Origin of the sequence: Ornithinibacillus xuwenensis (assembly GCF_039614845.1) — a bacterium.
GTDB classification, from domain to species: Bacteria; Bacillota; Bacilli; order Bacillales; family Amphibacillaceae; genus Ornithinibacillus; species Ornithinibacillus xuwenensis.
Genome location: NZ_JBDIML010000001.1, coordinates 708,331 through 727,285 on the forward strand (window position 1 = coordinate 708,331; position 18,955 = coordinate 727,285).

At 36.9% G+C, this 18,955-nt stretch carries 18 protein-coding genes; all 18 read right to left on the minus strand.

From position 1 onward, the window contains the following. Positions 1-19: 19 nt before the first annotated feature. The 18 genes from ABC228_RS04210 to dpaA all read right to left on the minus strand — a co-directional run bounded on the left by ABC228_RS04210 (position 20) and on the right by dpaA (position 18,924). Positions 20-808 (minus strand): DUF3388 domain-containing protein, encoded by a 789-nt coding sequence (locus ABC228_RS04210; RefSeq protein WP_345823831.1) that lies wholly within the window; start codon positions 806-808, stop codon positions 20-22. A 170-nt stretch (positions 809-978) separates the two neighbouring features. After that, complete coding sequence (locus tag ABC228_RS04215) at positions 979-1,236, minus strand: DUF3243 domain-containing protein (protein WP_345823832.1); 258 nt, start codon at positions 1,234-1,236, stop codon at positions 979-981. A gap of 88 nt (positions 1,237-1,324) precedes the next feature. Next, positions 1,325-2,041 carry an elongation factor P 5-aminopentanone reductase gene (ymfI, locus tag ABC228_RS04220; RefSeq protein ID WP_345823833.1) on the minus strand — a complete coding sequence of 239 codons (717 nt, stop codon included), beginning with the start codon at positions 2,039-2,041 and terminating at the stop codon, positions 1,325-1,327. Between the two features lie 9 nt (positions 2,042-2,050). Continuing rightward, positions 2,051-3,334 carry an EF-P 5-aminopentanol modification-associated protein YfmH gene (yfmH, locus tag ABC228_RS04225; protein WP_345823834.1) on the minus strand — a complete coding sequence of 428 codons (1,284 nt, stop codon included), beginning with the start codon at positions 3,332-3,334 and terminating at the stop codon, positions 2,051-2,053. Beyond that, complete coding sequence (gene yfmF, locus ABC228_RS04230) at positions 3,327-4,616, minus strand: EF-P 5-aminopentanol modification-associated protein YfmF (protein ID WP_345823835.1); 1,290 nt, start codon at positions 4,614-4,616, stop codon at positions 3,327-3,329. The genes yfmH and yfmF overlap by 8 nt, the downstream gene beginning before the upstream one ends. Positions 4,617-4,780: 164 nt before the next feature. Continuing rightward, positions 4,781-5,734, minus strand: a complete 954-nt coding sequence (locus tag ABC228_RS04235) for an ABC transporter permease (RefSeq protein WP_345823836.1) — start codon at positions 5,732-5,734, stop codon at positions 4,781-4,783. Beyond that, positions 5,735-6,781: an ABC transporter permease gene (locus ABC228_RS04240; protein WP_345823837.1), complete on the minus strand. Its 1,047-nt coding sequence runs from the start codon at positions 6,779-6,781 to the stop codon at positions 5,735-5,737. 1 nt (position 6,782) lies between these two features. Beyond that, the gene (locus tag ABC228_RS04245; protein ID WP_345823838.1) at positions 6,783-8,309 is read right to left on the minus strand and encodes an ABC transporter ATP-binding protein; all 1,527 of its coding nucleotides are present in this window, start codon (positions 8,307-8,309) and stop codon (positions 6,783-6,785) included. Positions 8,310-8,482: 173 nt separating this feature from the next. Beyond that, on the minus strand, positions 8,483-9,586 hold the full coding sequence (locus ABC228_RS04250; RefSeq protein WP_345823839.1) for a BMP family lipoprotein: 1,104 nt from the start codon (positions 9,584-9,586) through the stop codon (positions 8,483-8,485). A gap of 106 nt (positions 9,587-9,692) precedes the next feature. Further along, positions 9,693-10,415, minus strand: a complete 723-nt coding sequence (locus ABC228_RS04255; RefSeq protein WP_345823840.1) for a GntR family transcriptional regulator — start codon at positions 10,413-10,415, stop codon at positions 9,693-9,695. 292 nt (positions 10,416-10,707) lie between these two features. Further along, positions 10,708-12,975, minus strand: a complete 2,268-nt coding sequence (locus ABC228_RS04260; RefSeq protein ID WP_345823841.1) for an FtsK/SpoIIIE family DNA translocase — start codon at positions 12,973-12,975, stop codon at positions 10,708-10,710. 127 nt (positions 12,976-13,102) lie between these two features. After that, entirely contained in the window at positions 13,103-13,309 is a 207-nt protein-coding gene (locus ABC228_RS04265) for a YlzJ-like family protein (protein ID WP_345823842.1), read from the minus strand. Beyond that, positions 13,306-14,037, minus strand: a complete 732-nt coding sequence (locus tag ABC228_RS04270; protein WP_345823843.1) for a ClpP family protease — start codon at positions 14,035-14,037, stop codon at positions 13,306-13,308. Before ABC228_RS04270 ends, ABC228_RS04265 begins: the two co-directional genes overlap by 4 nt. A gap of 121 nt (positions 14,038-14,158) precedes the next feature. Continuing rightward, entirely contained in the window at positions 14,159-15,031 is an 873-nt protein-coding gene (dapA, locus tag ABC228_RS04275) for a 4-hydroxy-tetrahydrodipicolinate synthase (protein ID WP_345823844.1), read from the minus strand. Between the two features lie 6 nt (positions 15,032-15,037). Then, positions 15,038-16,291, minus strand: coding sequence for an aspartate kinase (dapG, locus tag ABC228_RS04280; RefSeq protein WP_345823845.1), 1,254 nt, complete (start codon positions 16,289-16,291; stop codon positions 15,038-15,040). A gap of 26 nt (positions 16,292-16,317) precedes the next feature. Further along, the gene (asd, locus tag ABC228_RS04285; RefSeq protein ID WP_345824159.1) at positions 16,318-17,370 is read right to left on the minus strand and encodes an aspartate-semialdehyde dehydrogenase; all 1,053 of its coding nucleotides are present in this window, start codon (positions 17,368-17,370) and stop codon (positions 16,318-16,320) included. Positions 17,371-17,449: 79 nt separating this feature from the next. Then, on the minus strand, positions 17,450-18,040 hold the full coding sequence (dpaB, locus tag ABC228_RS04290; protein ID WP_345823846.1) for a dipicolinate synthase subunit B: 591 nt from the start codon (positions 18,038-18,040) through the stop codon (positions 17,450-17,452). 2 nt (positions 18,041-18,042) lie between these two features. Beyond that, positions 18,043-18,924: a dipicolinic acid synthetase subunit A gene (gene dpaA, locus ABC228_RS04295; protein ID WP_345823847.1), complete on the minus strand. Its 882-nt coding sequence runs from the start codon at positions 18,922-18,924 to the stop codon at positions 18,043-18,045. Positions 18,925-18,955 lie beyond the last annotated feature (31 nt).

Below are 18,955 nucleotides of genomic sequence, written 5' to 3' on the forward strand. Positions count from 1 at the left end.
TATAACACCATCCAATTTCTTAATCGAACATTGAGAAACCATTTCCCTGGTTAAGCTGTAGTTTTTCTACTACGTCATACGTTATTTCTTCATCCTCATCACTACGAAGCTCTATAATATAATCAAAATCATTAATACTATATTCGGTTGATTGAACAAAAATATCAGGGTGTTCGACAACTTTTATTGCTGGTAGCTGCATTATCTCTCGAATTAATTGCCAGTGCTTTTCATTAGCCTTCTGCTTCGATACGATCCCATCAATAATAAATATATTATCGACACTATATTCTCCTTCGATTAGCTGATTGCGAATCGTCTGTTTAATCAATGTACTCGATACAAATAACCATTTCTTGTTAGCACAAACACTAGCTGCAACAACAGACTCTGTTTTCCCTACTCTAGGCATCCCTCGTATTCCGATCAACTTATGCCCTTCCTGTTTATATAATTCAGCCATAAAATCAACTAGTAATCCAAGTTCATCTCTTACGAAACGAACAGTTTTACGGTCATCTGCATCCCTATGTATATATTTTCCATGCCTCACAGCAAGTCTATCTCTAAGTTTTGATTTTCTAAGCTTCGTTACTCTTATTGTATCCATTGTTTGTAAAATTAATTGTAATCGTGTTATTTGTTCTTCGTTTTGAGCTAGTAGTAACATACCTCTTTTCCCATTCTCTACTCCATTAATCGTCACGATATTAATCGAGAGCATTCCTAATAAAGAAGATATATCACCTAATAAACCTGGACGATTTATTTCAATTTCATATTCTAAGTACCATTCTATCCGTCCCATCAGAAACTCCCCTTTAAACATGCTAAAAAATGGATAAAAAAGATATATATCACTATAATAAATGATTTTGGCTATAGTTTAAAGAATTTAATCAAAATAATTATTGAGACTGGCATAAGAGAATGGAAAAGAAGCTACGAATAGACGCAGCTTCCTTTATTTTGGATTCCTTAGCTATTAGCTTGGTTTTGCACCAATTTAACCATGGAGTTCGCAATTGCGTGTTGCTCTTCCTTGGTCGCAGCATTCCACAGCTCTCGTAAAACTGCTTCCTCGCTATTTTTGGCATCTACACTTTTTGCAAGGTAATCTCCTACTTCATAAGCAACCTCAGAAATTGTTTGTTGAGACATTCCTTGTGATTGTGCCTGTTCTAATCTATTCGCCAAAAAGTCCTTCCAAGAATCAAAATTATCCAATACGGACATCATCATTCCTCCTTCTCTTTGTACATGCATAGTATTTGATTTTATTTTTTGATTATGCATGACAATAAAGGGGGATTGATTTATTTTTTTAGTTCCAACCACCAGTAATTCTTATGATTTCCCCTTGTATATAGCTTGATTTATCACCAAGTAAAAAACTAACTGCATTTGCAACATCACTTGGTCGTCCTGCACGACCTAGGGGAATTTCTTGAAGCAGCTCGTTTTCCTCATCTGGTTCAAGTTGATTCATTTTTGACTTAATGTATCCTGGGCTGATTGCATTCACATGTATTCCACAAGGTCCAACCTCTTTTGCTAATGCTTTCACAAAACTGTTTTGTGCGCCTTTTACTGCAGAATATAGCACCTCATGACTTGCCCCTACTTCACCCCAAATAGAGGAGATAAAGACTATTTTACCTGCTTTATTGCGAATCATAGAAGGCAATAAGGCTTTTGTAATTGCCATTGGTGCTTTCACATGTATAGCTATCATTTGATCCATAGCGATTTCCGTTGTGTCTTGAAATAATCCATATAAGGCAATTCCACTAGCAAACACAATCGAGTGGATTGGATAAACGATTTGATTCAGTAGCGCATTTTCCCCATTAGGTTTACTTAGGTCAGCTTTTATAACATCTAAAACAGACTCAGGCTTCATTCGTACTCTTATATCATGAATTGCATCTAAATTTTGATGATAATGAAGGATTAAATCATATCCTTCTTTCTCTAGTTGGGTGGCAATGGCACGACCAATGTCCCCACTTGCTCCAATTACTAATACATTTTTCCCCATAATTTCTCCTTATTCTGGTACGATTTTACACACAGCTAAGCGCTCTTCCGCTATCCAACCGGATAAGAAACCATTCGCATCCTGTACGGTTAGTTTTTGGATTTCTGGAATTAGTTCAAAATAATCGATACCAACATGATGATAATGAATATACTTACTAGCGATATTCTCTAATGAATTCATCGATCGCAATACTTGACCAATTTTCTTTTTTTTCATTCTTTCGAAATCATCTTCAGTAAGCTGCTGTGTTTTGGTTGAAAGAAGTAATTCTATAATCTTTTTTGTAAATAATTCAGGATTGTCTGTATTTCCACCTATTATGGAATAACCGAAATTCTTCTCTAGATTGGTCTCAAAATAGAAACTAGCATCAATAATGTTCTCTTGATATAGCTCCTCATAGAACTGACCACTTTTCGAAAAATAGTACGTTAGAATAATGTCCTGTAGCAAATCTCGTTTAATAAATTCTTGTGGTTCTAATTCCTTAGTCGATTCCTTAATTCCAATCGTACATTTTGAGACAGAGACCGGCATAACAATCTTGTTTTCTGATTTCGCCACTGCCGATGGTTCATTAGGAAAGTCTCGCTTGATTTCTTCTAGCTTTGAAAATTCCTTTGAAGCTTGGTTTTCTCTTATAAGCGCTAACATATTGTCCGGCTCAAAATTACCAGCAATAAAAAACGTCATATTTTCTGGGTGATAAAAAGTATGGTAACAGGTATATAAATCATCTTTGGTTATTTCGGCAATTGACTCCACAGTTCCCGCTATGTCAATATTAACTGGGGTTTCCTTAAATAAGCTTTTTAAGGTACCCATAAAGGATTGCCAATCTGGCTGATCATCATACATCTTGATTTCTTGACCAATTATCCCTTTCTCCTTTTCAACAGAGTTCTCAGAAAAATAAGGATCCTGAACAAAATTGAGTAATGTTTTTACATTGTCCTCAACATTTGTTGTTGAAGAGAAAAGGTAGGCTGTCTTTGTAAAAGATGTGTATGCATTAGCAGAAGCACCTTGCTTACCAAAATCAGCAAAAACATCACGATCTTCTTTCTCAAAAAGTTTGTGCTCCAAAAAATGTGCGATACCGTCTGGAACCGTTATTTTATCTTGTTGACCAATGGGGACGAAAGTTCGATCCATCGAACCATAGTTAGTAGAAAAAATAGCATAAGTTTTTGACATTTCAGGTCTTGGTAAAAGAAAAACCGTTAAACCATTTTCAAGTTTTTCGTGGTAAAGGCTTTCTTCAATGTGTTCATATACTTGCTTACTCATTTGCAGTACCACCTTCACTAGTTAGTAAATATACTGTATCTAACTCAATCTTATTTCCAACTTCTTTCACTTCGTTAATGCTAACCTTTTTTATACTTTCAATGAGCTGGTGTGGACTTAAGTCTACATCGGCTATCACTTGTTGATAGAGCATTTCAATAATTCCCTGTGGATTATCAAGTGTTTCTAATAATTGATTCACAATTAATTCCTTCGTTTCCGATAACTCTTGTTTGGATATGTCGCCTTTCATCATAGCTTCCATTTGTTCTTCCATAATTTTACGTGCTTTTTCATAATCGCCAGGTGCAATTCCGCTAAATACAAGAAGAAGTCCTTTGTGACTTTCAAGACGGGAAGAGGCATAATAAGCCAAACTATTTTTTTCCCGTACATTAACAAATAATTTTGAACCCGGAAATCCTCCTAGAATGCCGTTAAACACTTGAAGTGCTGGATACGCTTTATCCTGATAACGACAATTTGTCCGGTAACCTATGTGCAGCTTTGCCTGTTGTATGTTCTGTTTATCAATTATTTCCTTCGACTCTTCCTTTTTTGTATGGGCATTTTCTTCTCCAGATGTAGGTTTTTCCTTCTTCATACGTTTCATGGTAGAACTAACGATACGTTCCATATCATTTAGATCAAAGTCACCTAAAACATATACATCCACCTGATCCTCTTGAAGTATGGTTCTATAGTATTCGTAAATTAGTTCTGGATTTAAAGTAGCAAGATCTTCTTCATAGCCATGTACATGAAGTTGGTAAGCTTCATCTTCACACATCTCGTCAATCAGCCTCATATTTGCATATTTCATTTTGTCATCAATGACGGCCTTAATTTTTTGTCGTAGTGTCTCTGTTTCTCGTTTAAAAGTCGCATCTTTAAATGCATTATTCGTAACATTTGGCTGAAAAATTACTTCGTTTAATAAATTAAAGGCATCTTCAACCATATTCGATTCATTCGGAATAAACTTCTCATTTGCAACTTCGAGACGATAACTAATTATATGATGGTTTCCTTTTTTGCCACCATCAATCGATAATACAGCGCCGTATAAACTATCTAAAGCTATTTGGAGTTCCTTTCTACTTGGATATTTATTTGGTCCTTGCTGCAATAAATATGGTAATAATGCTCTTTTTGTGATAGTTTCACGTTCCAAAGGAGCCTTAAACTTAACAACAATGTTAATTGTTTTAAACTTTTTATTAGGTACTAAATGTAAGTTGTATCCGTTGAGTTGTTTCACTTCTTCCTGAATAGTATGCATCTTATTTCCTCCAATTTTATACATTCAACAAGCTAATGCTTAGTTTGTACGTTTTTCATTAATCAATGAACAAATTGTTAATATCCTTAGTTTACCATTATTATCCATGTTTCAGTCAAAGAAAAAACTGACTTGATTGAAGATATCAAGTCAGTTTCATAATTTTATCGGCTACCCTTAACATAAGGTATACCATTTGCTCTTGGAGCTTCTGCTCGGCCGATAAAGCCAGCAAGTGCTAATATTGTTAACACATATGGTGCGATTAGTAGAAAGATTTGCGGAATATCCTCTAGTAAAGGTATTCCCGAGCTCACAATACTTAAACTCTGTGCTAAACCAAAGAATAGTGCAGCACCCATGGCTCCTAGTGGATGCCATTTACCAAAGATTACAGCGGCTAGCGCCATAAATCCTTGTCCTACAATTGTTGCATGTGAGAAATTAGAAACAATTGTTAATGCGAACACGGATCCACCAAGGCCACCTAAAGCACCTGAGATAATAACAGCAATATAGCGCATTTTATAGACGTTTATACCATTTGTATCAGCTGCCATCGGATGCTCACCAACAGCACGTAGGCGTAAGCCAAACGCAGTTTTATATAATACAAACCAAGCAATAAATGCAAATAAGATTGCAATATAGGAAGTTACATAAATTCCTTCAAAGAAGATAGGTCCAATTATTGGAATCTTTGATAAAACAGGAATATTCGTAGACAAGAACGGCTCCGTTACCATGTCTGTTTGTCCTTTATCATACCAAACCTTTGTTAAATAAACACCAACACCAAGCGCCAGCATATTTATTGCAACACCACTAACTGTCTGATCTGCTCTAAACGATACTGCTGCGATTGCATGGATAATCGAAAATATAGCACCAGCAATAGTAGCAGCAATAAGAGAGGCCCATGGTGTAAAGTCTCCAAATACGTCTGCAAATGTTAGGTTAAATACAATGCCGACAAAAGCTCCAATAACCATAAGTCCTTCTAGTCCAATATTAATTACACCAGATCGCTCACTAAAGACTCCGCCTAATGCTGTAAATATAAGGGGTGCTGAAAAGAATAATACAGTTGGTACAATTGATTGTAGAATGTCTAGCATTTATTTCCCCTCCTTTTTAAAGCGAAGTAATACCCAACGAATGATATAGCTTGATGCAACAAAGAAAATAATAAGTGCCATGATGATATCAACTAATTCAGTAGGAACACCTGCTGATGGCATTTCCCCTGCACCTTCTTTTAATACACCGAATAAAATTGCTGCTAAAACAACACCAAACGGATTATTTGCTCCAAGAAGCGCAACCGCAATTCCATCAAAACCTAGATTCGTAAATCCAGAAATAACAGAGACACTTCCATATGTCCCTAGACCTTCCATTGCCCCTGCTAAACCAGCAAAAGCTCCGGCGATAACCATGGATAAAATTATATTTTTACTTACATTCATACCTGCATATTTGGAAGCATGTTGATTAAAACCAACCGCCTTTAATTCATACCCTACAGTAGTACGTTGAATGATAAACCACATAATTATAGCAGCAAATAAAGCGATCAAAATACCGTAATGCATTCTGGAATAAAGTGTTAAGTTTTGTAGCCATTCAGAACCTAATGATGCTGATGCAGCAATTTGTTCCGTTGACGTACCGTGATCTGTTAAAACATTTCGAACAATCTCATTTGAAACATACAATGCAATATAGTTAAGCATGATTGTTACGATAACTTCATGTACACCAAGCTTTGCTTTTAGTAGCCCAGGTATAAATCCCCAAAGTCCACCAGCAAGTGCACCTGCTAATACAGCAAGTGGTAAGTGAATGATCATCGGTGCGTCTACAGTCAAACCTACCCATACTGCGGCTAACCAGCCCACGATAACTTGACCTTCAGCACCAATATTAAATAGTCCGGTACGAAAAGCAAACGCAACTGCTAGACCAGTTAAAATTAGTGGGGTGATACGTCTGATAGTTTCCCCTATTGTAAATGCATCATAGAATGCACCATTCCATAATGCTGTGTATGCTTCAATCGGATTAACATCTGAAGCAATCATAATGATGGCACCAACAATTAGTCCAAGAATTACGGAAATTACTGGTACTAAAATACCAAATAAACGATTATTCGACGTCACTCTAATCACCTACCTTTTCTGTAATGCTACCTGCCATTAGAAGTCCTAATTCTTGTTCATTTGTTTCTTCTGGCTTCACATTAGCAACAATTTTACCATCAAACATAACTGCTATTCTGTCACTAACATTCATAATTTCATCCAACTCAAATGACACAAGTAATACTGCGCGTCCTTTATCTCGTTCTTCGATTAGTTTCTTATGAATAAATTCTATTGCTCCTACATCTAATCCACGAGTTGGCTGTGCAGCAATTAATAAATCAGGTGATCGATCTATCTCACGCCCGATAATAGCTTTTTGTTGGTTACCACCTGATAATGCACGAGCAGGTGTGAATTCACTAGGTGTACGAACATCGTATTCCTCAATAATTTCTTTAGCTTTGTTGTAGATTTCCTTATAATTTAGCACTGAAACCTTTGAAAAAGGCTTTTGATAATAGGTTTGTAGAACAATATTGGCACCAATTGGATAATCCAGAACAAGCCCATATTTATGACGGTCTTGTGGAATATGACCTAGTCCACTCTTCGTTACGTTACGAGGACTTAAGTTGGTGATTTTCTTATCCTTTAACGAAATCTTTCCAGACTGTGATTTGCGAAGGCCAGTGATTGCTTCAATCAGCTCTGTTTGACCATTACCATCAACGCCAGCAATACCAACAATTTCGCCTGCACGAACATCAAGATTAAGCCCTTTCACTAAATCTACTTTTCTCGCATCTTTCACAAATAAGTCTTCTATATGAAGAACAACTTCCTTTGGTTCTGCTGGTTTTTTCTCTGTTTTAAAGCTTACCTCTCTACCAACCATTAGGGATGCAAGCTCATCTGGATTTGTCTCACTAACCTCAACTGTACCGATACCTTTACCCTTTCTAATAACCGTACAGCGATCACAAACTTCCATTATTTCCTTCAGCTTGTGTGTAATTAGAATGATGGATTTACCTTCTTTTACTAACGAGCGCATAATTTCGATTAGTTCATTAATCTCTTGAGGTGTTAATACTGCAGTCGGTTCATCAAAAATTAGAACCTCTGCACCACGATATAACGTTTTCAAAATTTCGACGCGTTGTTGCATACCAACTGAGATTTCACTAATTTTCGCAGAAGGATCCACCTTTAGACCATAACGATCGGAAATCTCTTGAATTTCCTGTTCAGCCTTCTTTAAATTTATCTTACCAAGCTTGTCCTTCGGTTCATTCCCAAGAATAATGTTCTGAGTTACTGTAAAAGGCTCGACGAGCATGAAGTGCTGGTGCACCATCCCGATACCTAACTCATTAGCAATATTTGGATTTGTTATATTTACTTTTTCACCTTTTACTCGAATTTCGCCAGCCTCTGGCTGATATAGTCCGAATAACACATTCATTAAAGTGGATTTCCCTGCTCCATTTTCACCTAATAGCGCATGTATTTCCCCTTTTCTTAACTGGACTGTAATGTTATCGTTTGCAACAATACCAGGAAATTCCTTGCGTATATTTAACATTTCAATCACATGTTCCACTAATGTCACCCCTCTTTTTCATCTATTTTACAAGTAAAAATATAAATTATATGATTTCATAAAATAAAATCACCAAATGAAAAAGACGTCATTAAACATCTTTTTCAGTTGAAGATTTTATGGCTATAGAAAAAGATGGGAAAAGACCGGTAAACGGCCTTTTCCACTATTTATTACTGAAGTTCCTTAACGAATGCATCTAATTCTTCACGAGTTTGTGGAACATTCACGTCACCATTTAGAATCTTATCTTGCCATTCATTAACTGTAGAAATGATATCTTCTGTCATCGCTTCTGTGTTAGTAGTCGCAAAAGCAATTCCATCTTCCTCAATACCGAATTCTAATTGCTCACCACCAGGGAACTCACCATTCATTGACATCGTTGCAACTTTCTCAACCGCAACATCTACACGTTTAACCATAGAAGTTAATGTAACATTGTAATCACCAGTTTGACCTTCTTCATGTTGGTCACGGTCAACACCAATTACCCAGATTTCTCTTTCTGGATCGTTTTGTTTAAGGTCTTTCGCTTGGTTGAATACACCATTACCAGTTGCACCTGAAGCATGATAGATAACATCTACACCGCTGTCGTACATGCTAGTTGCAATAATTTTACCTTTTGCAGCATCTGCAAAGCTTTCAGCATATTGCACTTCAACTTCGATATCAGGATTTACTGATTTAGCTCCAGCGATAAATCCAGCTTCAAACTTGTTGATTAGCGGTGAATCCACACCACCAACAAATCCTAGTTTATTTGTTTTTGTTTTAAGTGCTGCAGCAACACCTACTAGGAATGAACCTTGATGCTCTTTGAACGTAATACTTACACCGTTTTCAGTATCAAGAATGTCATCAACTAAAGCAAAATGCGTATCAGGATTTTGTTTTGCAACAGTTGTTATATCTTCTTTTAATTCAAAACCAATTCCATAGATTAAATCATAACCATCACGAACCATACGTTGTAAGTTCGGAATGTAATCTTCTCTTGCGTTAGATTGTTCGTACGCAAATTCTTCACCTTCAGTAAATCCATTTAATTCACCGAATGCTGTTAAACCTTCCCATGCAGATTGGTTGAATGATTTATCATCAACACCACCGATGTCAGTTACCATACCTACAGAGAAATCAGTTTTTTCTTCATTTTTAGCGTCATCGCCAGCATTTTCATCTTTACCGCCTTCTTCATCTGCAGTTCCGCATGCTGCTAAGAATAATCCTAATCCAAGGATTAATACCAATAAAAAGCTTAATTTTTTCATGAATAAATGCCCCCTAAACAAATTTTTGATAAGTATTATATCGTGTAACGCTTATGTTTCTTACAATACTGCTTGTCAACAATCACCTCCTAAAAGGAATCTAACCTTAGATGCGTTTCCGTAATACGTGAAAACTAAACACATCTGAACGAAAGTAATTTAATGAGTACAATACGGGTTCATCATCTTCCGTATAGTGCATTTGCTTCAGTAACAATAAAGACTGTTCAAAGTCACAGTTTAGAATATCGTATATTTTTTCGTGATAGCTTACTGGTTCTATATACGTAACCGCATAGCTAATCCGCTTATTCGCATACTCTTCCATCATCTTAAATAAGGAGTCTTCTTGATGTGCTGCTTCTATTGGAATTAACCCCCGTGGTACTTTATCAATACAGAACACGACTGGTTTACCATCCGCTGTACGAACCCGCTCAATTTTAATGAGCTCCTGATCATTTGACTTAAACTTTGATTTCTCTTCTTCTGTTGGCTCGATTAGTTCTGTTGAATAATATTGCGAGCCTGCTGTCTTACCTGCTTGTTCAATCATATACGTAACACTTGTCAATTGTTCAATTCCAGAGGATACGATTGGTTTCGGATTCACAAAGGTACCTACTCCATGCTTACGAGATACGACATTTTCCTCTTCCAAAATTCGCAAAGCCTCACGAAGTGTTGCCCTCGATACACCTAATTGTTTCGATAATTCAAATTCAGAAGGGAGTTTTTCACTCGCTTTATATAGACCGCTTTCAATATCCATTTTAATTCGGTCGATTACTTGTAAATACAAATGCCTCGAGTCTGCTTTAATCGACAATAGAGCCCCTCCTTATTACCTTAACAAGTTAGGAAAATGGATTTCCGACAATTTCTGACAACCATACCTTGAATAATATATCATTTATTTTAAAACAAATAAATAGTTTTAACAAAAAATACGTACATTATTTATTTATAACATACTATTAAAGCAATTTTTAACCGAAAAGAAATCCTATAGCGTTTACATTATCATGCAAATTGTCAAAAGAAGTCAAACAAAAAAGCAAGGAAACAATCATTTATTATTACGATGTCTCCTTGCTCCTATTTTATACAAAATGACTAGATTATGAAGTTTTTTCTTCCGCTTGGGAAACAAGTACGGATCTCGGTTTGCTTCCTTCGTAAGGACCTACTATACCTCTTGCTTCCATTGCATCGATTAAACGAGCTGCTCTCGTATAACCAATTCGAAACCTACGCTGTAACATTGATACACTCGCACTTTGCATCTCTGTAATTAGTTGGACTGCTTCATCATATAACTCATCGTCAACTTCCTCTACCACTTCACTCGTATCTTCTGGTATCATTTCCTCTTGATAAGCAGCCTTTTGTTGTTCAATACAATGATCCACAATTCTTTCGACTTCCTCATCAGATAAGAAAGCTCCCTGCACGCGCGTTGGTTTAGATGAACCGACTGGGAGAAACAGCATGTCCCCTCTACCTAGCAGCTTTTCTGCGCCACCAGAATCTAATATCGTTCTAGAATCCGTTGAAGACGATACACTGAATGCTATTCTTGATGGAATATTTGCTTTTATGACACCGGTAATAACATCTACGGATGGTCGCTGCGTAGCAATAATTAAATGAATACCAGCTGCTCTGGCCATTTGAGCAAGCCTTGTAATCGAATCTTCCACATCACTAGAGGCAACCATCATCAAATCTGCTAGCTCATCTACAATAACGACAATATAAGGTAAATTAGGCTGCTTTTCTACTTCATCTACAGTTTTGTTATATTTTCTAACATATTCATTATACCCTTCAATATTACGTGTTCCAGTATCCGAGAATAACTCATAGCGTCTTTCCATTTCCGCTACCACTTTCTTTAATGCACGTGATGCCTTCTTTGGATCCGTTACTACTGGAGCTAATAAATGCGGAATACCATTATATACATTTAGCTCTACTTTCTTCGGATCGATCATCATCATTTTTACTTCATGAGGTTTAGCGCGCATTAAAATAGTTGTAATGATTCCATTCACACAGACACTTTTTCCGCTTCCAGTTGCTCCAGCAATTAGCATATGAGGCATTCTATTTAACTCTGCTAATACCGCGTCTCCTGAAATATCTTTTCCAAGAGCAACTAATAGTTTAGAAGTCTGATTACCCCCAGTACTATCCAGTACTTCTCGCAAAGAAACCATTGCAATTTCTTTGTTAGGGACCTCGATACCAACAGCTGATTTCCCTGGTATTGGCGCCTCGATACGAATATCCTTCGCTGCTAAAGCAAGTGCTAAATCATCATGTAAACTTACAATTTTACTAACTTTAACACCCGCTTCTGGATATACTTCATATTTTGTAACAGCAGGACCTACATTTACTTTTGTAACACGCGCCTTTACGCCAAAGCTTTGAAAGGTACGTTCTAGCTTTCGAACGACTGCTTGAATCTGTGATTTTTCATGATGTTGCGCATTTTGCGCAGGCTCTGCCAATAAATTAGGAGAAGGTAGAATATATTCGGGGTTCTCTGTCTCTGTCATAGGCATTACATTGACATCATCATCTTCTTCCTCAACAGCCTTTTCAACCGAATCATCAGACGGCTGGTCGATTATTGGATTCGATTCTGTATTTTCATCAAATGCGTATGTTACATCCGGAAATACCGCTTCTTGAGAATCCAAACCACTATCTGAATTATCGACAATCTCAACTTCTTCGTTCGCTATTTTTTGTTCTTCTCGATTAGCTTGGATAGTTTGAATTTTTTCCTTCATTCCTTTAACTGAAGATTTTCCACTTTTAATGGTCTTCGTAAAGAAATCACCTAGAGAGAATTCTGTTAAAAAGATGATACCTACTAAAATTGAGAAGACAGACACAATCTTAGCACCAACAGCCGAAAACAAGAAATAGCAAAACTGCGAAATAAACGCACCTATCATACCAGACCCTATAATAGACGATGTATCTCCACCAACATACTGAATGATATTTTTAAAGGTAGTTGAAATGATAGATTGATTAGCAGCACCATCTACTAGCATCTGAATATGGGTATATAATAGAATCCCAGCTACAATAATATAGAAACCTATCATTTTTTTATGTAAAAAATTTGGATTTCGTCGTTTAATAATAAAATAGATTCCAATTCCGAAAAGAAAAAGAGACAAAACAGGATACCAATATCCGATAATAAACACAAAGACATTCTGTAATATATTTGGAATAACACCATCACTAATTGACTTTGGTGGCACACTTAAAATTGCTAGAAATATAAATAGTAATCCTAGCAATTCGAATTTGACTTGTTTTTTTAATGAACCTTTTTTCTTTTTTCTTCTTTTTTTTGCCATATTATCACCTCTTGCGACACGCACACTTTCTGAAATATAAACCCCTGCCAACATGGCAAGGGTTTATGTCTTGTTGAGTATCTATAGTATATCATAGAGTTACTAATTTAACGATTCCATTTGAACATTATGGTATAAAAGTGCCAGGCAAGTAGCGCTCATTCAAAAAGTCTTGCGGATCCGTCGACAATAACTGAACCAACTGATAGGTTCCATCTTCGTTTTTATCGACATAAACTGGTTTACCGTCATAGGTAATACACTGACGATTTCCATAATCCTCCTCAGAGGTCGGAAAAATCTCATGTTCTGATAGAGGTGTGTAGTGTATCATTGGATAACCTCCTGTTGACCATCACCTTTTATTTCACTAATAAATTCATTTAATTTATTCATAGCCTCTTTCACACCACCAACTTCATCGATCAAACCATATTCTACTGCATCCGTACCAACTACATTCGTCCCAATATCTCGTGTAAGATTACCCTTTGCAAACATTAAGTCTTTGAACTTCTCTTCTTTAATATGAGAATGGTTTACGACAAAGTTTATGACTCTTTCCTGCATCTTGTCTAAGTATTCAAATGTTTGCGGTACTCCAATCACAAGTCCTGTCAGTCGAACTGGATGGATAGTCATGGTTGCAGTCGGGACTATAAAAGAATAATCTGTTGATACAGCAATCGGTACACCGATTGAATGTCCTCCGCCAAGAACGATAGAAACAGTTGGCTTTGAAATAGACGAGATCATTTCAGACAAAGCAAGACCTGCTTCAACATCACCACCCACTGTATTCAATAAAATGATAACCCCTTCAATTTTCGGATTTTGTTCAATCGCAATCAATTGTGGAAGTAGATGTTCATATTTTGTTGTCTTATTCTGTGGTGGTAATTGGATATGACCTTCAATCTGACCAATAATAGATAACACGTGAATATTGGAATCAGGAGCTTGTGGCACATTAGTCTGCCCTAGCGCCTGAATCTTTTGCACAAGTGAAGACGAGCCTGACTGTTCTTCCTGTTCCTCTTTCTTTTCTGTGTCTTTTTCCATTTCATAAACACCCCTTTAAAAGTCACTATGGATATAGTATGAACGGAAACAAGAAATTACATTCCTATTGAAAAAGGATTCCCTTTGTCTCCAAGAGAATCCTTTACGTTCATGCTTATTTTTACGATAGCGTATTTAGTAATGTTTGTAGTTTCTTTTCCAATTCCTCGGTAATAGGAACTAGCGGCAATCGGACACTTCCAGCTTGAATACCGTTGAACACCAGTGCCGCTTTAACAGGTGACGGAGACGGCGCTTCAAATAATCCATTCATAACTGGCAATAGCTTACGATGAATAATTGCAGCTTGTTTAACTTCTCCTCTTTCAAACATTTGGATCATCTCCTGCATTTCATTTCCAATAACATGAGACGCAACGGATACAATTCCACCTCCGCCAATAGCAAGCATTGGTAATGTTAGACCGTCATCACCACAATATACTGTAAAATCATCACTTGTGTTTTCAATAATATCTGCAGCTTGATCCAAATCTCCACTTGCTTCTTTTACCGACACGATATTGTCTATTTTACTCAATGCAATAATTGTTTCGGATGTCATCTTCACAACTGATCTTCCTGGAATGTTGTATAACATTATAGGAAGCGTTGTATTGGTGGCGATTGCTTTAAAATGCTCATATAGCCCTTGTTGATTTGGTTTATTATAATACGGAGCAACTAGCATAACAGCATCCACGCCACAAGCCTCGGCTTCTTTTGTTAAGTCAATAGATGCCTGAGTATTATTTCCTCCTGTACCAGCAATAACTGGTACCCTTTTATCGACAATTTTAACGACATGGGAAAATAAAGCAATTTTTTCCTTTGTTGTGAGTGTTGGAGATTCGCCTGTAGTACCTGCAACTACTAACCCTTCTGTTCCATTTTTCAGTAAATAATTTACAAGTTTTGTTGTTTCCTCAAAGTCGATTTCCCCTTGATTATTAAAAGGAGTAACCATAGCGGTTAACACTTTTCCAAAATTCATAAGAACTCACCTTTCTATATAAAAATCATGTAAAACTGTCGAATTATTACTCAGATCAAATTCATCATGTAATGCATTTACTGCCTGATATAAATCCTCACCAGAAATTAACACCCATATCGTTGTGTGGCTGTCTGCTGATTGTAGGATTTGTACCCCTTCACTGGTAAGTGCTTGCACAATTCTCGAAGCAACTCCTGGTACTCCTGTCATCCCTGCCCCAACAACGGATACCTTCGCACAATTAGTCGTTACCTTTGGTTTAAAATCCCTTGACTCCAATATACTAATTGCTTTTTTGGCTTGAACATTTGGTACCGTGTAGACAACACCCGTAGGTGAAATATTAATGAAGTCAATTGAAATACCAGCATCGGCCATTGCTTTAAAAACATCTGATTGGATTCGATATGCTTGAATTTCTTTTGTTTGAACTTTAATTTGTGTAACATTGGCTAGATGAGCGATTCCTGTAACTAATCGATCCGAAACGTCAACTCCAGCTTTCTTCGTGGGCATCGTGGTTACAAGTGTTCCCCCATTATTTTCATAGGTTGAACGCACTCGAATTGGAACTTTTGCATGCATAGCAATTTCAACTGCCCTTGGATGTATTACTTTTGCACCTTGATAGGCAAGATTACAAATCTCTCGATACGTTACAACATCTAATGCACGTGCTTCTTTTACAACCCGAGGATCAGCAGTCATGATGCCATTAACATCTGTGAAAATCTCAATTCTTTCTGCGTTTAATGCCGCTCCTAGTGCAGCAGCGGTTGTATCACTACCTCCACGTCCTAAAGTTGTCAGTTCTCCAATAGAATTCTTTCCTTGGAATCCCGCAACCACTACAACATCATGACGCTTTAGCTCACTATATATACGTGTTGGATTCACTTCTCTTATCTTCGCTTGATTATAATCTGCATTTGTCTGAATACCAGCTTGCGCTCCAGTTAAGGCAACTGAATTAATAGATTTCTTTTTCAATTCATTTGATAGGACAACAGACGAAATAATTTCGCCACAAGCCATTAGCATATCCAATTCTCGGTCTGTAATGGCTTGCTCTGGATAACCCACTAAATCTAATAAGGAATCAGTTGCATATGGTTCAGGACTTCTTCCTAATGCAGATACAACAACTACAAGCTTATAATCTTTCGTTAGTGCGTTTTCTATTTGATTGATAACATGTTGTCTGGTTTGTTTACTTTGTACAGAAGTTCCACCAAATTTTTGAACTAATATCTGCACAACTTACACCTCGACCTAATCTTATATTATTTTAAAAGCAAATTCTTTTCAATTAGTCGTTCTGCTATCTGTACTGTATTCCAAGCAGCCCCTTTTAATAAGTTATCTGAGACAACCCACATGTGAAAGCCATTTTCATGATCCAAATCTTTTCTCACCCTACCAACAAATACGTCATTTTTACCGGATGCACTTAATGGAGTTGGATAAGTTTGAGTCGCTGGATCATCTTGTAAAATGATACCTTCAGCATGCTCTAATACCTTCCATAGCTCTTCTGTTGTCAAACCTTTCTGTTCAACTTCAACATATACACTTTCAGCATGCGATGTAAAAAACGGAAGTCGAACACAAGTTGCAGCCACGGAAAGATCCGGAGCATGCATGATTTTTTTAGTTTCATTTATCATTTTCATTTCCTCAAATGTATATCCGTTTTCCTGGAACAAATCAATCTGAGGTAATGCATTAAATGCAATTGGATAATGATTCTTACCACTCTTAACCGGTAGGATAGTTGCCTCTGGCTCTTCATTAGCTAAGATTTGCTGTGCTTGGGTTTTTAACTCTTCTACCGCCTGCGTACCGGCACCAGATACCGCTTGGTAAGTGGATACGATAACTCGACTAAGTCCAAATGCATCTTGAATTGGCTTTAAGGCTGCTACCATTTGAATCGTAGAACAGTTTGGATTAGCAATAATACCTTGATGTGCTTTTAAATCATCTTCATTTACTTCTGGCACAACCAGTGGTACCTCTTCATCCATACGAAATGCACTTGTGTTATCAACCACTACTGCACCACGTTTTACCGCTTCAGGAGCAAATCGTTTTGAAACTGATCCTCCAGCAGAAAATAGTGCAATATCTATATCATGAAAACTATCATTAGTTGCCTCTTCAACGACTAACTCAGTATCTTTAAATTGAATCTTTGTTCCAGCAGAACGCTTTGAGGATAGAAGTTTTAAATTGTTTATTGGAAAATTTCTTTCCTCTAGGATTTTTACGATTTTTTGACCTACTGCTCCAGTTGCTCCAACTACTGCTATGTTATATTTTAATTTCATCGTCATCATGATGACTCCTTCCCCAATAGGATACATAATAAGTTAAAAGATTTGTAAAACTCTTAGCTTTTAATTTTATCATATATTAATCCAAAAATGGAACTAATACAGGCTGTAATTGTTTCCTTTCTATAGCTGATGAAATGGTCTCTGGAAGTAATTCCATGTTTGCGACAAGTGAATTTGGTTTTTTATATGGATCATCCTGACCATATGGGACAAAATAGATAAATTTGCTTGCCATAAGCCGCATTAAATTCACACCATTTAGACCTAGGGCATCATTCGTAGATATCCCCAATACAACTGGACTTTGATTTCGCATCGTCGCTTTGGCAGCCATTAAAGGAGGAGAATCGGTTAACGCGTTGGCAAGCTTACTCATTGAATTACCAGTAAGAGGGGCAATCACCATACAATCTAGTGGATTTTTAGGTCCAAGTGGTTCCGCTTCTGGCATGGTAGAGATCACCTTTTTACCTGTAATGGATTCGATTCGTTCAATATGATCTTTTGCCTTACCAAACTTTGTATCCACATTCATAACCGTATACGTAACAATTGGAACGACCTCTGCTCCTAAGTCCATCAGTCGTTCCATTGGGCCAAACACTGCTTCATACGTACAATGAGAACCAGTCACTCCAAAACCAATTCGTTTCCCAGTTAAATCCATCCTCATAACTCCTTTTCAATCGTTAATATTTGAATGATCACGTCAGCCAATATCTTTCCTGCTGTTTTAGGGGCAACGATACTTGGCAAACTACGTGCTAATATTGCTTCTATTCCCCTTTGCTTCGCATATTCAAAATCAGTGCCTCCTGGCTTCGAGGCAAGATCAATAATAAGTGCATTCGAAGGAAGATTTTGAATAGCATCCTTATTAATCACCTGTGCAGGAATTGTGTTAATAAGTAAATCACAATCACTAGTATATGCTGGTAGCTTATCTAAAGAAATTGGTGTCAAACCCATCTCCGTAATTCTTGCTAAATCCTTCGTGCTTCGAGTCGCAACTGAAACTTTAGCACCAAGTGCTGCAAACTTATTTGCAACAGTGTTACCCACTCTACCAAATCCTGCTACTATCACACTCGAAGAATGAATGGTGTAATCGGTATGCTCAATAGCCATCATTATAGCACCTTCAGCTGTTGGAATTGAGTTATATATTGCTACATCATCACGATCAAGTAGTGGTATTAAAGTTCTATTTGTTCTTCGGGTTACAGTGGTTAAATACTCATTTGTAATTCCTGTAAATACAACAGAAGATTTCTTCAATCGTTGAAACCACTCTTCTGTAAGATTGATATCTTGGATGGAAAAGACAGTCTCTACCTTGCCTTTATCATCAGTTCCTGTTATAGGTAATATTACGACATCAAGATTTTCAACCTCTAATTCTTGAAAATCAACTTGATTTAATCCCGTAAACCCTTGCTCCAATTTATCGTAGCCCACTAGAATTATCTCTATATTTTCAATGGCCTTTAGTTGCCGAATTAACTCTAAATATCTCGCATCTCCACCTATTACAGCTATTAATTGTTTCATTACCAAGAACACCCTCCAACCTTTGTTTAAG